Source organism: Allofustis seminis DSM 15817 (assembly GCF_000374325.1).
Classification (GTDB): domain Bacteria; phylum Bacillota; class Bacilli; order Lactobacillales; family Carnobacteriaceae_A; genus Allofustis; species Allofustis seminis.
This window is the reverse complement of sequence record NZ_KB894079.1, coordinates 263,614-284,486: the sequence shown is the minus strand read 5'-3', so window position 1 is coordinate 284,486 and position 20,873 is coordinate 263,614. Positions and strand designations below refer to the sequence as shown.

General features: G+C 36.9%; 20 protein-coding genes and 1 other annotated feature. Of the genes, 14 read left to right on the top strand and 6 right to left on the bottom strand.

Annotated features, from left to right (window positions below; genetic code table 11):
- From C231_RS08645 to C231_RS0101315, 3 genes are all read left to right on the top strand, one after another.
- A partial coding sequence (locus C231_RS08645) for a LysM peptidoglycan-binding domain-containing protein (protein ID WP_018658859.1) occupies window positions 1–483 on the top strand: 483 nt, incomplete at its 5' end.
- A 60-nt stretch (window positions 484–543) separates the two neighbouring features.
- Window positions 544–747: a binding site (T-box leader), on the top strand.
- A 50-nt stretch (window positions 748–797) separates the two neighbouring features.
- Complete coding sequence (leuS, locus tag C231_RS0101320; RefSeq protein WP_018658858.1) at window positions 798–3,215, top strand: leucine--tRNA ligase; 2,418 nt, start codon at window positions 798–800, stop codon at window positions 3,213–3,215.
- Between the two features lie 130 nt (window positions 3,216–3,345).
- Window positions 3,346–5,019 carry a putative polysaccharide biosynthesis protein gene (locus C231_RS0101315; protein ID WP_040407973.1) on the top strand — a complete coding sequence of 558 codons (1,674 nt, stop codon included), beginning with the start codon at window positions 3,346–3,348 and terminating at the stop codon, window positions 5,017–5,019.
- Window positions 5,020–5,055: 36 nt separating this feature from the next.
- Here C231_RS0101315 and C231_RS0101310 read toward each other — a convergent pair whose 3' ends face one another.
- Window positions 5,056–5,295 carry a hypothetical protein gene (locus C231_RS0101310; protein ID WP_018658856.1) on the bottom strand — a complete coding sequence of 80 codons (240 nt, stop codon included), beginning with the start codon at window positions 5,293–5,295 and terminating at the stop codon, window positions 5,056–5,058.
- Complete coding sequence (locus C231_RS0101305) at window positions 5,282–6,136, bottom strand: NAD(P)H-hydrate dehydratase (RefSeq protein ID WP_018658855.1); 855 nt, start codon at window positions 6,134–6,136, stop codon at window positions 5,282–5,284. Before C231_RS0101305 ends, C231_RS0101310 begins: the two co-directional genes overlap by 14 nt.
- 127 nt (window positions 6,137–6,263) lie before the next feature.
- Between C231_RS0101305 and pepV the strand changes: the two genes are divergently transcribed.
- Window positions 6,264–7,667, top strand: coding sequence for a dipeptidase PepV (gene pepV, locus C231_RS0101300; protein WP_018658854.1), 1,404 nt, complete (start codon window positions 6,264–6,266; stop codon window positions 7,665–7,667).
- 41 nt (window positions 7,668–7,708) lie between these two features.
- On the opposite strand, the gene C231_RS0101295 is transcribed toward pepV, so the two are convergent.
- Entirely contained in the window at window positions 7,709–8,518 is an 810-nt protein-coding gene (locus C231_RS0101295) for a hypothetical protein (protein WP_018658853.1), read from the bottom strand.
- 96 nt (window positions 8,519–8,614) lie between these two features.
- Here C231_RS0101295 and C231_RS0101290 point away from each other — a divergent pair, with 96 nt between their 5' ends.
- The 5 genes from C231_RS0101290 to C231_RS0101270 all read left to right on the top strand — a co-directional run bounded on the left by C231_RS0101290 (window position 8,615) and on the right by C231_RS0101270 (window position 13,273).
- Window positions 8,615–8,896, top strand: coding sequence for a DUF503 domain-containing protein (locus C231_RS0101290; RefSeq protein ID WP_018658852.1), 282 nt, complete (start codon window positions 8,615–8,617; stop codon window positions 8,894–8,896).
- A 112-nt stretch (window positions 8,897–9,008) separates the two neighbouring features.
- The gene (locus C231_RS0101285) at window positions 9,009–9,332 is read left to right on the top strand and encodes a PTS sugar transporter subunit IIB (protein WP_018658851.1); all 324 of its coding nucleotides are present in this window, start codon (window positions 9,009–9,011) and stop codon (window positions 9,330–9,332) included.
- 44 nt (window positions 9,333–9,376) lie between these two features.
- Window positions 9,377–9,697: a PTS sugar transporter subunit IIA gene (locus C231_RS0101280; RefSeq protein ID WP_018658850.1), complete on the top strand. Its 321-nt coding sequence runs from the start codon at window positions 9,377–9,379 to the stop codon at window positions 9,695–9,697.
- A gap of 89 nt (window positions 9,698–9,786) precedes the next feature.
- Window positions 9,787–11,541 carry an ABC transporter ATP-binding protein gene (locus C231_RS0101275; protein ID WP_018658849.1) on the top strand — a complete coding sequence of 585 codons (1,755 nt, stop codon included), beginning with the start codon at window positions 9,787–9,789 and terminating at the stop codon, window positions 11,539–11,541.
- A complete protein-coding gene (locus tag C231_RS0101270) occupies window positions 11,528–13,273 on the top strand; it encodes an ABC transporter ATP-binding protein (RefSeq protein ID WP_018658848.1) in 1,746 nt (581 codons plus the stop codon). Before C231_RS0101275 ends, C231_RS0101270 begins: the two co-directional genes overlap by 14 nt.
- A 45-nt stretch (window positions 13,274–13,318) precedes the next feature.
- On the opposite strand, the gene C231_RS0101265 is transcribed toward C231_RS0101270, so the two are convergent.
- The gene (locus tag C231_RS0101265) at window positions 13,319–14,554 is read right to left on the bottom strand and encodes an aminopeptidase (protein ID WP_018658847.1); all 1,236 of its coding nucleotides are present in this window, start codon (window positions 14,552–14,554) and stop codon (window positions 13,319–13,321) included.
- Between the two features lie 14 nt (window positions 14,555–14,568).
- The gene (locus tag C231_RS0101260) at window positions 14,569–15,027 is read right to left on the bottom strand and encodes a flavodoxin (RefSeq protein ID WP_018658846.1); all 459 of its coding nucleotides are present in this window, start codon (window positions 15,025–15,027) and stop codon (window positions 14,569–14,571) included.
- 141 nt (window positions 15,028–15,168) lie between these two features.
- Here C231_RS0101260 and map point away from each other — a divergent pair, with 141 nt between their 5' ends.
- The 4 genes from map (at window position 15,169) to C231_RS0101240 (ending at window position 19,808) form a co-directional block, all read left to right on the top strand.
- Window positions 15,169–15,924 (top strand): type I methionyl aminopeptidase, encoded by a 756-nt coding sequence (gene map / locus C231_RS0101255; protein WP_018658845.1) that lies wholly within the window; start codon window positions 15,169–15,171, stop codon window positions 15,922–15,924.
- A gap of 35 nt (window positions 15,925–15,959) precedes the next feature.
- Window positions 15,960–16,931: an LCP family glycopolymer transferase gene (locus C231_RS0101250; protein ID WP_018658844.1), complete on the top strand. Its 972-nt coding sequence runs from the start codon at window positions 15,960–15,962 to the stop codon at window positions 16,929–16,931.
- Between the two features lie 144 nt (window positions 16,932–17,075).
- Entirely contained in the window at window positions 17,076–17,624 is a 549-nt protein-coding gene (locus C231_RS0101245; RefSeq protein ID WP_018658843.1) for a cysteine hydrolase family protein, read from the top strand.
- Window positions 17,625–17,711: 87 nt separating this feature from the next.
- The gene (locus C231_RS0101240; RefSeq protein WP_018658842.1) at window positions 17,712–19,808 is read left to right on the top strand and encodes a peptidoglycan D,D-transpeptidase FtsI family protein; all 2,097 of its coding nucleotides are present in this window, start codon (window positions 17,712–17,714) and stop codon (window positions 19,806–19,808) included.
- An 81-nt stretch (window positions 19,809–19,889) separates the two neighbouring features.
- Here C231_RS0101240 and rpmG read toward each other — a convergent pair whose 3' ends face one another.
- Window positions 19,890–20,042, bottom strand: coding sequence for a 50S ribosomal protein L33 (gene rpmG, locus C231_RS0101235; protein ID WP_018658841.1), 153 nt, complete (start codon window positions 20,040–20,042; stop codon window positions 19,890–19,892).
- 153 nt (window positions 20,043–20,195) lie between these two features.
- Between rpmG and C231_RS0101230 the strand changes: the two genes are divergently transcribed.
- Complete coding sequence (locus C231_RS0101230) at window positions 20,196–20,867, top strand: rhomboid family intramembrane serine protease (protein ID WP_018658840.1); 672 nt, start codon at window positions 20,196–20,198, stop codon at window positions 20,865–20,867.
- The last annotated feature ends 6 nt before the right edge of the window (window positions 20,868–20,873 follow it).

Here is a 20,873-nt window from a genome sequence, read left to right as displayed (position 1 = left end):
GGCACAACGGTTGCAGCAATCGCAAAAGAAAATGGCATTGCTAATCCTAATATTATACGTGTAGGTCAAAAATTAGTAATCAGTGGAAACTCGGCGTCAAAACCATCCGCTAAATCAGCTCCAGCGAATAAAATAGTCGTTAAAAATTCACATTATACTGTAAAAGCTGGGGACACATTATCGGGAATAGCCTACCGTCATGGTGTATCATTGGCTAATTTAGTTCGTTGGAATAATATTCGTAATGCGAATTTAATTCATATTGGTCAACAAATTATTATTGGTCAATCTCAATCGACCGTTCAAAGTTCAGCGCCTGTACAAAAATCTGCCAGCTCTAGTACTGGAAAAACACATACGGTTGTATCAGGTGACACTTTGTGGGCACTTGCAAAAAAATATAATACAACCGTTCAACAATTACAGACTAAAAACCGCTTAAATTCAAGTCTTATTATTGTCGGCCAACGTTTGTATATTTAACATATGTTGAATGCTTTTCGTTGCAAGAATTTCAAATATCTGATAAGCTAACAAAAATAAATGAGTGTTAAGAATAGTAAATAACGAATTTTTTTCAGAGAGTCTATGGTTGGTGAGAATAGATAAAGAAAAGTTATTGAACTCGCTTAACGTGATTTTCAAGTGAAATAATAGTAGCTTGAAACGTATAATTGGCGTTAACAATTTGAGATAGCTTGCTTAGCAAGTTAATTTAGGTGGTACCGTGATAATTTCGCCCTATACAGTTCAAGGAGCTGTATAGGGTTTATTTTTTTAAAAGGGGAGAATAGACTATGGCATTTGATCATCAAATGATTGAAAAAAAATGGCAAAATTATTGGGACGAACACAAAACATTTAAAACAAAAGATCGTGGCAGTGATCACCCTAAGTATTATGCATTGGGAATGTTTCCTTATCCTTCAGGGCAAGGATTGCATGTAGGGCATCCTCTAAGCTTTACGGCAACGGATATTATTGCGCGTATGAAACGTGCACAAGATTATGATGTATTGCATCCAATGGGGTGGGATGCATTTGGGTTGCCTGCAGAGCAGTATGCTTTAGATACTGGAAATGACCCTGCGGATTTTACCGAAGAAAATATTAATACATTTCGCCATCAGCTTAAATCACTTGGACTGAGTTATGATTGGGATCGGGAAATAAATACAACGGATCCAGATTATTATAAATGGACACAGTGGATTTTCACTAAACTTTATGAAAAAGGTTTAGCCTATCAAGCGGAAATTAACGTCAATTGGTCACCTGATTTAGGAACTGTTTTAGCTAATGAGGAAGTGATTGACGGCAAGACAGAACGTGGCGGTTATCCTGTCTACCAAAAACCAATGCGTCAGTGGATTTTGCGTATTACTCAATATGCTGATCGTTTACTTGAAGATTTAGATTTAGTAGATTGGCCTGAATATATTAAGGAAATGCAATATAACTGGATCGGGAAATCTAGCGGAGCTCGTGTGAATTTTGAAATAGATGGAATGAATGGCGAAGTTCTTTCAGTGTATACTACGCGACCTGATACTTTGTTCGGAACAGAGTATGTCGTGCTTGCACCAGAACACCATTTAGTGTCGGAGCTGACCACTCCTGATCGTAAAGAAGCAGTTGAAGCATATGTCAATCAAGTGAAAAATAAAACAGAATTGGAAAGAACATCACTTAATAAAGACAAGACGGGCCTATTCATTGGAGCCTATGTCAAACATCCAATTCTAGATAAAAAATTACCAATATGGGTTGCAGATTATGTCATGGTATCTTATGGAACAGGTGTTGTTATGGGGTGTCCTGCACATGATGAGCGTGACTTTGAATTTGCTACGAAATATGATCTGCCAATACAAGCCATTATTGCTTTGCCAGAAGGTGAGAAATTACCTTATACCGGTGATGGAGAGCATATTCATTCCCAATTCTTAGATGGATTGAATGTAGAAGATGCGAACAAAAAAATGATGAGTTGGCTAGAAGATAATGGTAAAGGGGAGCACGAAATTAATTACCGACTTCGCGATTGGCTATTCTCACGCCAGCGTTATTGGGGAGAGCCAATTCCTATTATTCATTGGGAAGATGGCACGATGACGACAGTTCCAGAAGATGAATTACCACTTAAATTACCAAAAACAACAAACATTCATCCATCTGGCACAGGAGAATCTCCTCTAGCTAATATCACAGAATGGATCAATGTCGTAGATGAAAAAACAGGAATGAAAGGTCGCCGCGAAACGAATACAATGCCACAGTGGGCGGGAAGCTCATGGTATTATATTCGCTATATTGATCCGCATAATGATGAAGCGATCGCCGATCCTGAAAAGCTGGCAAAATGGTTACCGGTAGATTTATATATTGGTGGAGCAGAGCATGCAGTGCTTCATTTGCTTTATGCAAGATTCTGGCACAAATTTTTATATGATCTTGGTGTTGTACCAACAAAAGAACCATTCCAAAAATTGTACAATCAAGGAATGATTTTAAAAGATGGCGATAAAATGTCGAAATCTCGCGGTAATGTCGTCAATCCAGATGATGTTGTGAAACAATATGGTGCAGATACTTTACGATTATATGAAATGTTTTTAGGACCGCTCGATACGAATAAAGAATGGACAACAGATGGTTTGGAAGGATCGCGCCGATTTTTAGATCGCGTCTGGCGTTTATTTATTGATCGTGAAGGAAAAGTACGTGATCGTATTACAACATATAATGATGGGACATTGGAACAAGTCTATCATCAGACAGTCAAGAAAGTAACACGCGACTTTGAGCAGATGCATTTTAATACGGCAATCAGTCAGATGATGGTCTTTGTGAATGAGGCTTATCAAGCTGAAGCGTTGCCTGTTGAATATATGAAAGGTCTCCTCCAACTTCTTGCGCCAATTACGCCACATATTGCGGAAGAGCTTTGGTGGAAGTTAGGAGAAAAAGAAAGTATATCACTTGCCCCATGGCCAACTTATGATGAAAGTAAACTTATTTCAAATGAAATTGAAGTGGTCTTTCAAGTTAATGGTAAAGTGAGAGGTAAAGCGCAAGTAGCTGCGGATATTTCAAAAGAAGATTTAGAAAAAATGGCTTTTGAAAATGAAAATATTCAAGAACATCTGAAAGAATTGACCGTCCACAAAGTTATCGTTGTACCTGGAAAACTTGTGAACATTGTAGCCAATTAAATCTTAAAAAAGACTTATACCTTGCGATATTGCATGTTGGATACTAAAACAGTAAAATGGATACGAATTAAAAAAGAGCACTATGCTCTTTTTTAATGTATTAGATAAGAGAATTTGAAAGTTGGGTATCATGGATAAAAAAAATAAAATAGATGCCGAATTAGAAATGGCAGAAAAAGAGAATTTAATGGTGGCAGGATCCGCTTGGATGACAACGGGTAGTTTTGTTTCAAGACTTCTTGGTGCCTTTTATATTATTCCATGGATGATGTGGATAGGAGATCCTGAGACAGGAGCAGCGGCGAATGCATTATATCAAGTAGCCTATGTTCCTTATGCATTTTTTGTATCTTTTGCGGCGGCGGGTGTGCCTAGTGCGATTTCAAAAGAGGTCAGTTATTATAATGCACTCGGACGTTATGATATATCAAAGAAAATATATTCTCATGGTTTAATTTTAATGGGAGTAACAGGTATTTTTTCTGCAGTTGCGCTATATATTTTAGCACCATGGTTTACAGGACCGATTTCTGATAAATCGGTTGCAATCTATGTCATCCGTTCCTTAGCTCCCGCGCTGCTCATTATTCCACTGCAAGCAGCGATTCGTGGATTTATTCAAGGACATAATCGAATGAAAGAACCTGCAATATCCCAGATTATCGAACAATTGGCACGTGTTGCTTTTATCTTGGGGTCTGTTTATATTATTCGCCAACTTCAATATGGTGCAGTTGAAAAAGCGGTGGCATATTCAACATTTGCTGCATTTGTCGGTGCAATTTTTTCAATTATTTACTTGCTTTTTTTAATGAAGCAAATACCTACAGCACTTTCATTTGGAGAAAAATTGACAGATGAATTGACAGGTACAGATGAAGTGATTGACACGATGGCACTGCTCCTTAATATTATTAAAACATCGATTCCTTTTATTATCATTGCTACGGGAATCACAATTTTCCAATTGATTGACCAATTAACTTATGCACCACTTATGCGATTATTTACAGATATTACTGATGGAGAAATAGAACTAACTTTTGGATTAGTATCTGCCAATGGTTATAAATTAAGCACTTTGTTGACATCCTTTGGTGCTTCAATGGCGATTACTACGGTACCTTTGATTAGTGATTTGATGGCAACCAAAAATTATCAACAAGTGCGCCACCAATTTGAAAAAGGAATTCAATTATTACTATTTGTCATGTTACCTGGTGCTATGGGCATGATTGCTGTTGCACAGCCGCTATATACAATATTCTTTGGCCCCTTTGACATGGGGAGCAATGTGACACGCTTATATGCGGTAGTCAGTGTTTTTATGGCGATGTATTTATTGTTAGGCAATATTTTGCAATCGGTGAATCAACGACGTAAAGGCATCTATGCATTAATTATTGGCTTTTTAGCGAAACTAATAGTGCAGCCATTGATGATTTATTTTACACATGCTTATGGGATGCTTTGGTCGACATTAATCGGGTTGCTCGTTACGGTGATATTAATGCTCAAAATTATGTATGAAACCATCCCATTTTCGAAAAAATTTCTTATGCGCCGTTCGCTTTTCTTGCTCATTCTAAGTTTGATAATGTTTATTGTGACATTTGGCGTAGAAGAAGGATTAGGATATTTTTTGAAATATGATATCCGACTTCAGTCTTTTGTGGCATTAATACTCATTGCCTTGGTTGGCGGATTTGTCTATACTTACTTAGTATTAAAAACTAAGATTGCGGATCGATTGATCGGTGAACGTGCAGCCACTCTCCGTAAAAAATTGCGAATTCGAGTATAAAAAAGGTCAAGAAGCTATATGCTTCTTGACCTTTTTTTAAATTAAAAATGAAAAGATGCCACTGAATAGATAACACATTGCGGAGATAAATATTTTTTTGGAGGTTTCAATGGATTGTTGATAGGCTTCCATATTTTGTGTTGAACTTATTTGCATAATTAATGACAGGCCAAAATAAATAACAAGCCCTGTAAAAAATATCTTCTTAGAAAGAAACATAAAAATTGCTCCGGCAGTGGCAGAACATAGCGGAAGCCAAGCGTTATATTTTTTCATCTATGTCCTCCTTTAATTGAGTTAGTTTTGCTATTATCTGTGGAAGATTTGAAATAATTTGCGTGGGCAAAGTGACATAATGTGTATGGGCTAATACATCGGCAGTATAACTATGGATGTAGATAGCACTCACCAATGCTTTTTCAACATCATCAAATTGGCTAACAAATCCAGCAATAATGCCTGCTAAAATATCGCCCATACCACCAGTTGCCATGGATGGATTTCCTGCTGTATTTTCCCATATATTTTGGGGAGTATATAACTGTGTGCGATGTTTTTTTAATACAACATATGCATTTAATTTTTGTTGCATGCATTTATTTTTATTGATATCTGTAGCTGGAGGTGCCATATGAGACAATCGCTCCCATTCACCTAGGTGAGGGGTGAGAATGGGCATCTTTTCGCATGTTGAGAAATTATTTTGTAGCTCACTTAACCAATAAAGCCCATCTGCATCAATAATTAGTTGTTGGGTAGTGATCTGATTTAAGACCCATTGATATAAATCTCTGGCCTGTTGGTTACGTCCAAGTCCAGGGCCTAGAAGAATGACTTCATTTTGTTGAAGTGCTTGTTTTAATGCGGATTTATTTGCAATATCAACAAACATGCATTCTGGTGTATGTATATATAAGGGTGTACGATTTTCGACAACTGAAGCAACGGTTACTAATCCAGCACCTGCTTGCAGTGCACCTGCACTTGCAAGTAGAATAGCGCCACCCATTTGAAAATTTCCACCAATACATAAAATCTTCTTAAAGCTTCCTTTATACATATGGGGGTCTCGAATAGGAATATAATTTGCAACACAACGCTGCGTTATTTTCTTCATATGATCACGTCCTCATCTTTATCATCATAGACCAAATTTCAATAAAAATCCATTGCATGTGGTTTACTTTTCACTGAATCAAAAAAATGGTATTCTTAACTCACATTAAAAGAAAAGGAGAGATAAGATGACAGCATTAGATTACAAAAAAATAGTTGCAGACTATCAGGAAGATTTCCTCAATGACTTATTTGAACTGCTTCGTGTTCCAAGTGTGCGTGAAGATGATCAAGCGACCGCAGAGTTTCCAGTGGGACCTGGTCCAGCTAAAGCTTTACATAAATTTTTAGAATTTGGAAAACGTGATGGATTTACTGTTCAAAATTTTGACAATTGGGCAGGCCATATTGAAATGGGCGAAGGTAATGAGTTGATGGGTATCTTGGGTCACGTTGACGTAGTGCCTGTTGGTACAGGTTGGGATACTGATCCTTTTGAGCCAGTTTTAAAAGAAGGACGCATTTATGCACGTGGCTCCAGTGATGATAAAGGTCCCTCTCTTGCCGCTTATTATGCACTGAAAATTATAAAAGATTTAAAACTGCCTGTTGCCAAAAAAATCCGTTTAATTATTGGAACGGATGAAGAGAGCGGTTGGCAATGTATGGATCACTATTTTAGTGTTGAAAAAATGCCCGACTTTGGATTTTCACCTGATGCCGTCTTCCCAATTATTAATGGTGAGAAAGGAAATGTAACGGTCCAATTACATTTTGGTGGCAATCAGTCAGGCGATATAAAATTAATACGTTTTGAATCTGGCTTACGCTCAAATATGGTGCCACAAGATGCAGAAGCCACTTTGGAAGTTAAAGACTTGGATGCAGTGATTGCATCATTTGAAGAATTTTTAACCTCAGAGCCTATTACAGGCAGTTATGAACAAAATGGCACACAATTAATACTCCATGTTGTTGGAAAAGCAGCACATGGTTCCACTCCAGAAGTTGGAATAAATGGTGCAACCTACCTTGGAAAATTCCTTCAAACTTTGGGATTATCCCAAGATGCAAAAACTTTTGTAGATGTAACGGCACAAGTTCTTCATGATGATCCAAAAGGTGAAAAACTAGGAGTTGCAATGGTTGATGATGTAATGGGTGAACTTTCTGCCAATGCGGGAGTTTTCCGCTTTGAAGAGGGAAAAGGTGGTACGATTACGATTAATATGCGTTATCCAAAAGGTACTGATGAAGAAATTACCCAAAAAATTACGCAACAACTCGCTTCTTATGATGTAACTGTTGAAAAAGCAGCAGGTGGGAAATTACCACATTATGTTTCACCGGAAGATCCACTCGTCAAAACGTTGCTCGATGTTTATCATCGTCAAACAGGACTGGAAGCACATGAGCAAGTTATTGGTGGTGGAACATATGGACGTTTGATGGACCGCGGCGTAGCATATGGTGCATTATTCCCAGATAGCATTGATACAATGCACCAAGCGAATGAATTTATGGCACTGGATGATTTAATGCGTTCAATGGCCATTTATTTAGAAGCTATTTATGAATTAGTACGTCCTTAATCAGATAAGAAACGGAAGTTCATATGAACTTCCGTTTCATTTTATAAATATTTTAAATCGTGGAGTGCAAGCACTGTGTAGACCGTTACTTCTTCATTGTTGGATAAACGATAAAAAATTCTTTGTGCACGAACACGAACTTCTTTTTGAGTGGTGATGGGCAATGTTTTGAAAGCGGGCGGCACAATATATAATATTTTTAATCCTGCATCAGTCATAATTTCAAGTGCTTTTTTCTGATGATGGACGGCGATAATTTTGCCACGGAAAATCGTTTCTAATTCTTCATAATCTTTGACTTGGAAGCGTAATTTATTTCTTTCATGTTGGAGCTGTTCTTGTGTAAATGAGATTTTTTGATAATCTAAATCTGCCGCGAATTCAATTGTTTGATAATGGTGAATTAAATGGCTAAGCAATCGTTTAATAGAATTAAAAATGCGCAAATTGTAAGAATAAAGAACGTCTTTTCCATTTTCTGATCGGTGCAAAAATTGCAACAAGTCAATGAGCAGCTCCATAGGATTGGTTGATTCCAATAATGAAATTTGTTCCATAGGATTTCCAACGATAATTTTTAAAAGATGCGTGTGGATCGCTTTAATATAATATTTATTTTCTTGCCGAATGCTTTGTGCAATTTTCCCACGCTTTGAATCATTTCCCTCTAAAAAATCTGCGATATTTTGTGTGACACGTTGCACAAGTTGTAATGTTTTTTTCAAAATCTCTATTGAATCATTTGGTGTGGAATAAGTGATTGTGCCAAAAGGAAGAATTTTTTCTTCATAATGAGCAAGCTCTTTATTCCATTCCTGTGCAAACTGTTGGTAGTCAATCATTGAATGCATATGTAGAGTCCTCCTATCTACTTTATTTGTATTAATTTTATCATAAAAATGAGTGATCAATCCAAGCCAATTCATTGAATGAATGAAGGAGAAATTATGTATTTAACAGGAATTGAAGTGACTTTATATCTTTATGAATCACAATCATTAAAAGACAAGCGCAGAATTGTTCAGAGTATTCTCGACCAAGTTCACCATAAATTTTATGTGGCAGGTGCTGAAGTTTCCGATCAAGAGTTGCTGAACCAGGCCATTTTAGGATTTGCTGCGGTGAGTGGAGATGGCAAGTATGTGGAAAAAATACTCCAAAAAGTGATTGATTTAATTGATCGCCGATTTGATTGTGAGATTATGACAATTCATTGGATGCGTTATTGAAAAATGTACATCTTATTCCTCCTAGTGGACTTTTTAAGTCCTTTTTTGTATAATGACAAAGTAACTTAAACATTTACGCTACAAGCATATAAATGATGTGGAGGAGAAAAACATGGCGGAAAAAACAATTATGTTAGTATGTTCAGCAGGAATGAGTACATCGCTACTTGTTACTAAAATGGAGAAAGCAGCAGCTGAAAAAGGTTTGGATGCTGAAATCTTTGCAGTGTCAGCAAGTGAAGCAGATGCAACAATTCAAAGCAAACATCCAGACGTTGTGATGCTTGGGCCTCAAGTACGCTTTATGAAAGATCAATTTGAAGAAAAATTGGCAGGTACAGGAATCGGTGTAGAAGTCATTAATATGCAAGATTATGGTATGATGAATGGCGAAAAAGTTTTAAATCATGCCGTTGAATTAATCGAAAGTAAATAATAAAACGTTTCAAAGGGTGCATTAGGCAAGAAAGGATGAGACATATGGCAGGACAAGAAGAATTATTAGAAACTATTATGGGACTTATTATGCATGGTGGCGACGCAAAAAGTAGTGCAATGGAAGCAATTCGTGCAGCAAAAAATGGACAATTTGATGAAGCAGATGAAAAGCTGAAAGAAGCAGATGAAGCGCTAAGTCGTGCACACCACTCACAAACTGATTTGCTTACACGAGAAGCTAGTGGAGATCCAGTAGAGTTATCTTTACTTCTTGTTCATGGTCAAGATCATTTAATGAATGCAATTACTTTCAAAGACCTTGCAGTAGAAGTTATCGACCTTCACAAGAAATTAGCCGAATAGCGAACTGAATTCGTTTAATTCCAAAAGCTTACTTTTGAAGTTTTTCAGAAGTAAGCTTTTTTTATACCTAAAAGATTGGAGGAATTTTCTTGTTTGAAGTTTTAAAACAATTGAAGCCACATTTCAAAAAGTATAAGTGGCATTATGTGTTATATGGATTATGTTTAATTCTTTCGGGGTTCACCGACATATTTATCCCGCGCATTCTAGGAAAATTTATTGATGCAATTGTTTCTGGAATAATGAATCGTCATATTTTGTGGAGTTATTCATTGCAAACCGCCGTTGCAATTATTTTGATGTATATTATTTGTTATATTTGGGGTTATGGCCTTTTTTCTAAAGCATATGAATTGCAGTGGAATCTTCGCAAAAAGTTAATGGAGCATTTTTTATTATCGCGTTCGCCTTATTTTGAAAAATTTCGTACAGGCGATTTAATTGCGCGAGGAACTCAAGATATTTCGACTGTTGCTTCATCTACCAGTTATGGTTTGATGGTGCTAATGGATGGCACTATTTTTATTAGTGCACTTATTTTAGTGATGGCATTTACAACAAATATTTGGTTGACATTGGCGGCAGTAATTCCGCTTTGCCCGATGGTTTATCTATTTGAAGTTCAAGGACGGCTTGTTGATAGTCGTTATGAGAAATCACAGGAGACTTTCTCCCAAGTCAATAATGAAGTTCTCGAGATGGTAGATGGTATCCGTGTGATTCGTGCTTATGTAAAAGAAGATCTCTTTGTCGAAAATTTCAAAAAACAAACGACCGATCTCTACCAAAAAAATATAGATGTCGAAAAAGCAAATGCCCTATTTGGTCCAGTGGTGAAATTTTTTGAAGGAGTAAGTATGATCGTTGCATTGGCTTTGGGTAGTTTTTTAGTGGCAAAAGGCAAAATCACAGTTGGGGATATGGTTTCTTTTCAAATGTACCTCAGCATGATGATCTGGCCATTGATGGCATTATCGGAATTAGTACTTCTCATGCGTCGAGGCAACGCTTCAATGCGCCGCTATCAAGAAGTTTTAAAAGCAACGGATGATATTACACGTACTACTCAAAAACCAGCCGCCCAAATGGGAGTTATTGAATTTAAAAACTATTCATTTCATTATCCAAAAGCGTCTGAAAATCAGTTGGATAGCATTGACTTAACGATTAAGCCAAAAAGCACGCTCGGAATTGTGGGGAAAATCGGTTCTGGAAAATCAACATTAGTAAAGCAACTTATTAATCAATATGCTCCTGGCAGTGGGCAACTATTAATGGATGGCGAACCTTATCACCATTATTGTGATGCAGATATCCGCCACAACATTAGCTATGTTCCCCAAGAAAATATTTTGTTTAGTCGAAGTGTGCGCGATAATATCCGATTTGGAAAGCAAGAGGCATCCGAAGAAGATATATTAAAAGCAGTGGAGTTGGCAAGTTTCACAAAAGATTTGAAACATTTATCGGATGGTCTGGATACATTAGTTGGCGAAAAGGGCGCATCAGTATCAGGTGGTCAAAAACAACGAATCGCCATTGCACGTGCACTCATTAAAAATAGCGACCTTTTAATTTTGGATGATTCACTTTCTGCGGTAGATACGAAAACAGAACAAGCTATCATTGAAAATATAAAATTATATCGATCCAATCAAACTAATATCATCATTTCTCATCGCCTTTCTGCTGTTAAAGGTGCCGATGAAATTATTGTGATGGATCGCGGAAAAATTGTAGAACGTGGAAAGCACCAAGAGTTGATGAACTTAAAAGGCTGGTATTATGAACAATTCAAGCGTCAAGAATTGAAAGGAGAGGGGCGAGCAGATGAAAACTATTAAGCGTTTATTATCTTATATGAAATATGAACGGAAGGCATTTTCACTTGGCATTTTCCTTTTGATTATTTCTACTATTACCGATTTATCCGCCCCTATTATTGCACAGCAAGTGATCGATAATGTGATTATACCTGCTGAGAAGGCAGGGCAAGTCTGGATCGATGCCCTAATAAAATTATTACTGATTTATGGCGCTTGTGTGATTGGTACAGTTATTTTTCGTTATATTAGTTTTATGAACCGAATGAATGCTGCAAATGGTGTTGTCAAAGTTTTGCGTGATCAATTGTATACGCATATTCAGCATTTGCCGATTCGATATTTTGATCATTTACCTGCAGGAAAAATCGTTGCCCGAATTACAAATGATACGGAAAATATTCGCGAACAATTTTATGCAAATGCTTTAGGGATGATTGTTGTCAATACAATATATGTCATCGGGGCATATGGTGCGATCGCATTTTTTCATAAAGGATTAGCACTTGTATTATTGCTTCTTATTCCTTTGCTATATATTTGGAACAAAATTTATTCTAAATATGCGCAAAAATATATACGCGAAGAGCGAAAATTAAATTCAGAAATTAATGCACGAATGAATGAATCAATTCAAGGCGTGCAAGTTATCCAAGCTTTTGAGCAAGAGAATTTAATAATAGATGAATTTGAGCAGATTAATGAACAATGGTATAAAGTGTTGGATAAGTATGTTGTTTTAGACTCTTTATTTCAGTGGACATTGGCAGATGTCTTGCGTAAAATAGCAATCTTACTTTTACTTATTTACTTTAGTACCCAATATATTAATGGTGTATTAGGAATTTCGATCGGGATGTTATATTTATTTGTTGATTATATTACACGTCTTTTTGAACCAATTAATATGATCATACGCCAGATGACCTTTGTGCAACAGGCAGTAGGTGCTGGCGAAAGAATATTTGAAATATTGGATATGCCGATTGAACAGGATGAGGTAGCCTCTATTTTAATTGACAAAGGCGAAGTAGATTTTTGTAATGTATCATTTGGTTATACAAATGAACAAAAAGTTTTAAAAGATATTAATATGAATGTTTTGCCTGGGGAAGTTATTGGTTTAGTTGGCTATACAGGCTCTGGCAAGAGTACCATTATGAATTTACTCTTTAGATTTTATGATCCTCAAGAAGGAACTATTTGCGTTGATGGTCAGCCAATTACGCATTTTTCTAGACAATCATTGCGTTCTCAAATGGGAATTGTCTTACAAGATCCTTATCTTTTTTCTGGCACCATTGCTTCAAATATCGCAATGGGAAATGATCGGGTAACTCCTGAAAAAGCGGAACAAGCATTGAAAGAAGTTGGGGGAGAAGAATTGCTGAATAAATTTGCAGAAGGTATTCATGCAAAAGTTTCAGATAGAGGTCAGAGTTTTAGTGCAGGCGAACGTCAATTGATCAGTTTTGCGCGAGCATTAGCCTTAAATCCTAAAATTTTAGTTTTAGATGAGGCCACAAGCTCTGTTGACACTGAAACTGAAAATGTAATTCAACATGCGATGAAAGTTCTTCAAAAAGGGCGTACGACTTTTATTATTGCTCACCGTCTATCGACCATTCAAGAGGCAGACCAAATCTTAGTTCTTGATGCAGGTGAGATTGTTGAAAGTGGTACATATGAGGAACTCATAGAAAATCATGAAGGAAAGTATTATCAAATGTATCAATCACAATTAAAAGAATAAAAAAGAGTCCGGCTATTGTTCCGGACTCTTTTTTGATATCTAAAATTAGATCGCCCATTCACCATTTCGAAAAATAGGAATGCGACGGCCATCTTCTTTTATTCCATCAATATTCATTTCAGAAGAGCCAATCATAAAGTCCACATGTGTATGTGAACGATTAAGTCCCGCTTCTTTTAATTGTGCTTCAGTCATTTCTGTTCCGCCTTCTAAGTTGAAAGCATATGCTGAACCTAGCGCAAGATGGTTTGAGGCATTCTCATCAAATAAAGTATTGAAGAAGGTGAGTCCCGATTGAGAAATGGGGGAACTATGTGGCACGAGTGCGACTTCACCTAGATGACTTGCTCCTTCATCCAATGCAATTAAATCTTTAAGAATCTCTTCTCCTTTTTCTGCAGAGCATTCAACGACTTTACCATCTTTGAAATGAAATTCCATATTTTCTAAGATGCTTCCTGCATAACTTAGTGGTTTTGTTGATACGACCACACCGTCTACACGATGGGCATCGGGCGCGGAGAATACTTCTTCGGTTGGCATATTTGCGACAAATATTTCACCGCGTGCATTTTTGCTTCCAGCCCCTTCAAAGCGATAATTTTTAGGGAGCCCTAGCAACAAATCAGTTCCAGGTGCTGTGTAGTGCAGTGCAGTGAATTTTTCGTCATTTAATTGTTGGGCTTTATTTTGAAGGATTTGCACTTTATGTTCCCAATAAGCGATGGGATCGTCTTCATATAAATGAACCGATTTAAAAATAGCATCCCATAAAGCGGCCACTTGTTCTTCAGAAGTTTCCAAATGAGGGAAAACTTTTTCAGCCCATTTTTCACCAGCTGCTGCCGCAACAAGCCAACTGACACGATTTGCTTGTGTTGCTTCACGCATTTTTTTCATAGCAATTCCCATTGCTTTTTGACGTTTGGCAATTTTTTTGGAATCAATCCCATTAAAAAGATCGGGGTCAGTAGAGCGAACACTAATGCGACTTGCTCCTTCTTCAATAAAATAATCGGATTCTGCTACGACATATTCTGGGATATCTGCTAATGTATCAGCTGTTTGATGTGTGAAATCTAAACGAGAAATTTGATCATCTGACCACTGTACGACAACTTTTTTAGCACCGCGGTTATATGCAGCCTCTGTAATATAACGAGCAAGTGGTGCTTGGTCTACATCAATATTTAAAAGTACTGTGTGCCCTTCAGAGACATTAATGCCGACTGCTACGAGCAATTCTGCATATTTTTTTAGATTTTTTTCAAATTGAGTCATTTTATCGCTCCTTTTTAATGTTTATCTTTGTATTGATCGAATAATTCTTTTGCAAAAGCATAGAGATCATTTTCCGCTTTTTCATCAGGATATAAATTATATTTAATTCCGTCAGCCCCTTTAATGGCTCCAGTTTTTTCGAATTGTTGTTCAAAATAATCGACGGCAACGCAGAAAAGATCTTCATAGAATACATCGCCTGATCCGAAAACACCATAAATTTTCCCTGTCAGATCGACTTCTTCTAATTCTTCGTAAAAGTCTAAAATCTCATCTGGCAGTTCTCCACCGATACCATATGTGTACGAACCTGCAATGACAATATCGGCATTTTGATATTCAAATGGATCGGCAACATAACTTTGAACGGTTTCCACTTCGGCTCCTAATTCAAGAAATGCATCGGTTAAAATTTCAGCACCTGCTTGAGTATTTCCGGTAAGACTTGCATAAACAATCATAACGCGTGGCATAATTTTCCCTCTTTCTCTTTCATAGTGATTAGATTATAACAAAGTTTTAATGGAGTAGCCAAAATATCAAATAATATTCATTTTGTATCATGACGAGAAATTCGTTATAATAAGCTGAAAAGATATTTAGGAGGTTATCAAGTGATTACAAGAAAGTCAGAAAGAGAAATCGAAGAAATGAAAAAATCAGGAAAATTGCTTGCCAGTATTCATGAAGCGTTGCGCGATTTTATAAAACCAGGCGTTACAGGTATGGAAGTCGATCAATTTTTTGAAAAAAGAATAAAAGAAGCGGGAGGAATTCCAGCGCAAATTGGCTATGAAGGTTACAAATATGCAACATGCGTAAGTGTCAATGATGAAATTTGTCATGGCTTTCCAACAGACTATGCTTTTAAAGATGGAGACATTGTTAAAGTGGATACGGTCATCGATTTGGATGGAGCATTTTCAGATTCTTGTTGGTGTTACGCTGTAGGAAATATTTCAGATGAAGCCAAGCATTTAATGGATGTTACACGCAAATGTTTGTACCGAGGAATTGCTGTTGCAAAACCGGGAAATAGAATTGGTGACATTGGAGCGGTTATTCAAGAATATGCAGAGTCGGAAGGCTTCTCTGTTGTCAAAGAATTTGTTGGTCATGGCATTGGACCGACAATGCATGAAGAACCCGCCATTCCTCATTATGGCAAAGCAAATACCGGACTCCGCTTACGTCCTGGTATGACAATTACTATTGAACCGATGATTAATACTGGACATTGGAAATCAAAAATTGATGACAATGGTTGGACAGCACGCACCATTGATGGTGGATTAAGTGCACAATATGAACACACAATTGCCATAACTGAAGATGAACCGATTATATTAACGAAACAAAAAGGCCAATAATCGTTCAATAAAATGAACGGGGAAGGGGACAACGAATGGAAGAGACGCCAATAACGCGCATGGAGCGTTATCATTTAGAAAAAAATAAAAAAACAAAAAAACGCGGTGGCTGTTTAAAATGGTTTTTAATCATTTTAATATGTATCATCGGAATGGGAGCTTGCGGATATTTTCAATTTAAAGGATCCATTGATAAAATTCATGAAGATGTGAGTGAAGAAGTTGACCCGCATGAAAGTCGCGGAAAAAAAGTCAACTTAAAACGTGGCGATGCTTTTAGTGTCTTGCTTTTAGGCATTGATACAGGGGAGTATGGAAGAGTTGATCAAGGACGTAGTGATTCAATAATGATCATGACGATCAGCCCTAAAAATAATCGTACGCGACTAACAAGTATCCCACGCGATAGTTTGGTACCAATTGTCGGACATGATACGACAGACAAAATAAATCATGCTTACGCTTATGGTGGAGCAGCGATGTCGATTAATACTATACAATCTTTCTTAGATGTTCCTATCGATTATTATGTTGCTATAAATATGGCAGGTGTTCAGCAAATGGTAGATGCGGTCGGCGGGATTACAATTACTCCCCAAACGACATTTACTCAAGGGAATTTTACCTTTTATGAGGGACAAATAACGCATATGGACGGGGCGATGGCTTTAGAATATAGCCGTATGAGAGAATTAGATGGTGATTATGCACGCCAAAATCGCCAACGAGAAGTTGTCATGGCCATTATTGCACAATTGGTAACTGTTGAGGGTGTTATGAATTATCAATCTGTACTAAAAGCAATGGAACAAAATATTCAAACCAATATGACATTTGATGAAATGGTAGAAGTATCTCTTAATTATCGGGATGCTGCTGGAACGATTGAAAATGACCAATTAAGCGGTGAAGGAACAACGATTGATGGTATTTATTATGAGATAATTAGCGATGAAGAAGTGGCCAGAGTTAGTGCAGCAATCAATAAGGAACTTTTCGGTGAATAATTCAATAGCATAAGTGTGCGAAAGTTATGAAATAGCGCTTTGTTTGATTAGCCCAAACCTGCCATTTATTTAAATAGGCGGATATTGTTTGCCGAATAAATTTAAAGGTGGTAGGATAGTAGAAATCAACAAGGGGTGTTAATAATGAGAGCGTTACTTAATATTGACTATACAAATGATTTTGTAGCAATAGATGGTGCCTTAACATGCGGTTTAGCGGGTCAGGCATTACATGATTATATTGTAAAGCTGACAGAAGAATTCGCTGAAGCTGGTGATTATGTTGCATTTATGATTGACAGTCATAATGCGCATGATGTCTATCATCCAGAAACAAAACTTTTTCCACCGCATAATATTAAAGGAACGGACGGTCGCAAACTTTATGGTAATTTGGAAGAATTATATCAACGAATTCGTACACAAGAAAATGTAGAATATTTTGATAAGACGCGATATTCTGCTTTTGTTGGTACGAATCTTGAATTAAAATTGCGTGAACGTGATATAAAAGAGTTACATCTTGTGGGGGTTTGTACTGATATATGTATCTTGCATACGGCAATTGATACTTATAATAAGGGTTTTGATGTCGTCATTCATGAAAAAGGTGTTGCCAGTTTTAATGCCAAGGGCCATGAATGGGCAATGGGCCACTTTAAAGATACATTAGGATTTGAAATTCAATCTTAAATCAATTTTAAGAGACCGGATGATGTTTATCATTCGGTTTTTTGTTATAATAAAGCCTGTATTAATTTAGAAATAGGTGAAACGAAAATGGTAGCAAAACAAAATAAACAAAAAGATTCGAAATCGCATGTGCCTTTTCGTTTAAATTTATTATTTTTTATAATTTTTGTCTTATTTGCAATCCTCATTATTCAACTCGGCTTTTTACAAATTATTCGCGGAGAAGATTTCAAGGCGGAAGTACAGCGCACAGAAAGTACTATTATCCAAGGAAATGTACCACGCGGTGAGATCTATGATGCACACCTCAAAAAAATTGTCGGCAATGAAGCGACAAATGCGATTATTTATACACGTGGAAAAAATACAGAAGCTAAGACGATGGCTACGACAGCGTCTAGGCTTTCAAAAATCATCAGCTTACCACATGTGACCGAACTTGAAAATGAAGAAAAAAAAGATCTTACAATTCGTGATTTAAAAGATTATTATTTTGCAGCTCATCAAGAAGAAATGGAAGAGCGAATTGAAAATTATGTCCACAAAAATAAAATCAACAGCAATAATTTTGACTATGAAGATCAATTAGAATTGATAAAAGAATCTGATTTGGAACGCATGCATGATGAAGAATTGAATGCTGCAGCAATCTATAAAAAAATGAATAGCGCCTATGCGTTGAGTGCAGTCAATATCAAAAATAAAGATGTAACAAGTGAGGAAATGGCTGCTGTTGCGGAAAATGCTGAATATTTACCAGGTGTTAATACGTCAACAGATTGGGAAAGAGTCTATCCTTTAGATGACATGTTACGCAGTGTCTTGGGAACTGTTTCAACAGAAAAACAAGGTCTGCCAGAATCTCAGCTCAATGCCTATTTAGCAAAGGGCTATTCGCGCAATGACCGCGTTGGTACTAGTCTAATTGAATTGCAATATGAAGATGTCTTACGTGGAACAAAATCCCGACTGCAAACGGAAGTTAACGCTTCTGGAGATATTATAAAACAAGTTGAACGTTATGCTGGCGAAAAGGGCGATAACTTAGTCTTGACGATTGATACTGAAATTCAAAAACGCTTTGATGAAGTTGCACTAAATACGCTTGCTCAAAGACAAGGCTTGAATGATAGTGTATATATTACAGCAATCAATCCTAAAAATGGCGATATTATCGCAATGTCTGGGAAGAAGATTGTCAAAGGCGAGATTGAAGATGATGCACTAGGTGTATTCCAAAATTCATTTACCATGGGGTCATCTGTAAAACCTGCCACAGTCCTATCAGGTTATTTAGATGGTGTTATTTCGGTGGATAATAATGTGATCGTTGATATGCCCCTCCAATTCCAAGGATCAGAAAATATTTCCTCGGTCTATAACCGTCATGGTGTAAAATATTTATCCGATATTCAAGCGCTGGCCGAGTCCTCTAACGTTTACATGGCGATGCTTGCAATGCGAATGGGCGGCTATTATGATTATAAACCTAATGAATTCTTGCCAATTGATGCCGAAGAAACCATCGCAAAAATGAGAAAATATAATCGCCAATTTGGTCTAGGAAGTCCTACGGGCATTGACCTGCCTAATGAATCAATTGGTCAACCAGGAGAAGTAACAAATGCTGGGCAAGCGCTCTTTAATGCATTTGGACAGTTTGATACTTATACTCCGCTTCAACATGCACAATATGCTGCAACGATTGCAAATGGTGGTATTCGTTATGCCCCGCGTCTCGTTCGTGAAATTAGAGGAACGAATCCAGATACAGGAGAGTTAGGGGCACTTAAAACAAAAATTGAACCTAAAATTCTAAATGAAATCAATGTAAGTAAAGAAGCATTCAACCGTGTTCACCAAAGTATGTGGCAAGTGGCGAATGGCTCATTAGGTTTGACCCCAGCAGTATTTAGAGGTGCGCCTTATACTTTCGCTGGTAAAACAGGAACGGCTGAAGCTTACTATTGGGGAGAAAATGAATCCATGCGAGGCACCCCCGTTTATAATATGACATTCATAGGATTTGCTCCTTATGATGATCCAGAAATTGCCGTCTCAGTTGTCGTACCTTATCTACCTTCGGGTTATCTGGGTACGATCCACGTAGAGACGATTCGGAATGCAATGGATGCATATTTTGGTGTGGGTCGATTTGGCAGTCACACCTCATCTGATGAATAAAAAAGAGCCTATTAGATAAATTCTAATAGGCTCTTTAAAAAAGGAAACAGGTCTTATAAAGACCTGATGTAAAGGTATTAATTATTTTTTAACTTCGCGGTGTAATGTTACTTTGCGCAATCTTGGGCAATATTTTTTTAATTCAATACGTTCATCATTATTTTGACGATTTTTTGTAGTAATGTAGTTTCTATCTTTACATTCTGTACATTCTAATGTAATATTTACGCGCATGAAATTCCCTCCATTCAGTGATTTGGATCAAGCGATTCAATCACACTTTATCGCATGAATTAGAATACCATGATTTAAATTAAAATTCTAGTATTTTCATTAAATTTGTTTATTTTTTTGTTATAATGAATGGTGTGTGAAAAGGAGAACGCTATGATAACAATTATGAAAAATAGATCCAATATCCCATATGTTACTTACGGGATTTTAATTTTATGCACATTGATGTATCTTTTGATGGAAATATATGGTGGAAGTCAGAATCCATTCGTGCTCATTCACTTTGGTGCTAAAGTAAATGAATTAATCATAGAAGGGCAATATTGGCGTTTGCTTACACCTGTTTTTTTACATATTGGTCTCTCTCATTTAGTGATGAATGGATTAGCCATTTATTTTTTAGGGAAAAATTTAGAAGAGATTTTTGGCTCATTTCGTTACTTACTCTTATTTTTACTTGCAGGAATTGCTGGTAATGTCGCAAGTTTTGCAACTAATCAGACAATTTCTGCTGGAGCGAGTACGTCAATTTTTGGTATGTTTGCGACAGTGCTTGCATTGGCAAAAGTATATCCTCGTCGTCCTTATTTTCAGATGCTTGCCTATCAATATCGCATACTTATTATTGTAAATATTATTTTTTCACTCTTCAGTTCTGGTATTGATATTGCGGGGCATTTTGGGGGAGCGATTGGTGGCTATTTAGCGACTATGATGGTGGTATCTACTGCTGCCGCAGATGCACAACATATTAATCGCATGAAATATATTATGTTTTACGTAGTATTTATTTTAATTTGCTTTTTTGTTGGAAAAAATATGTAAAGGAGC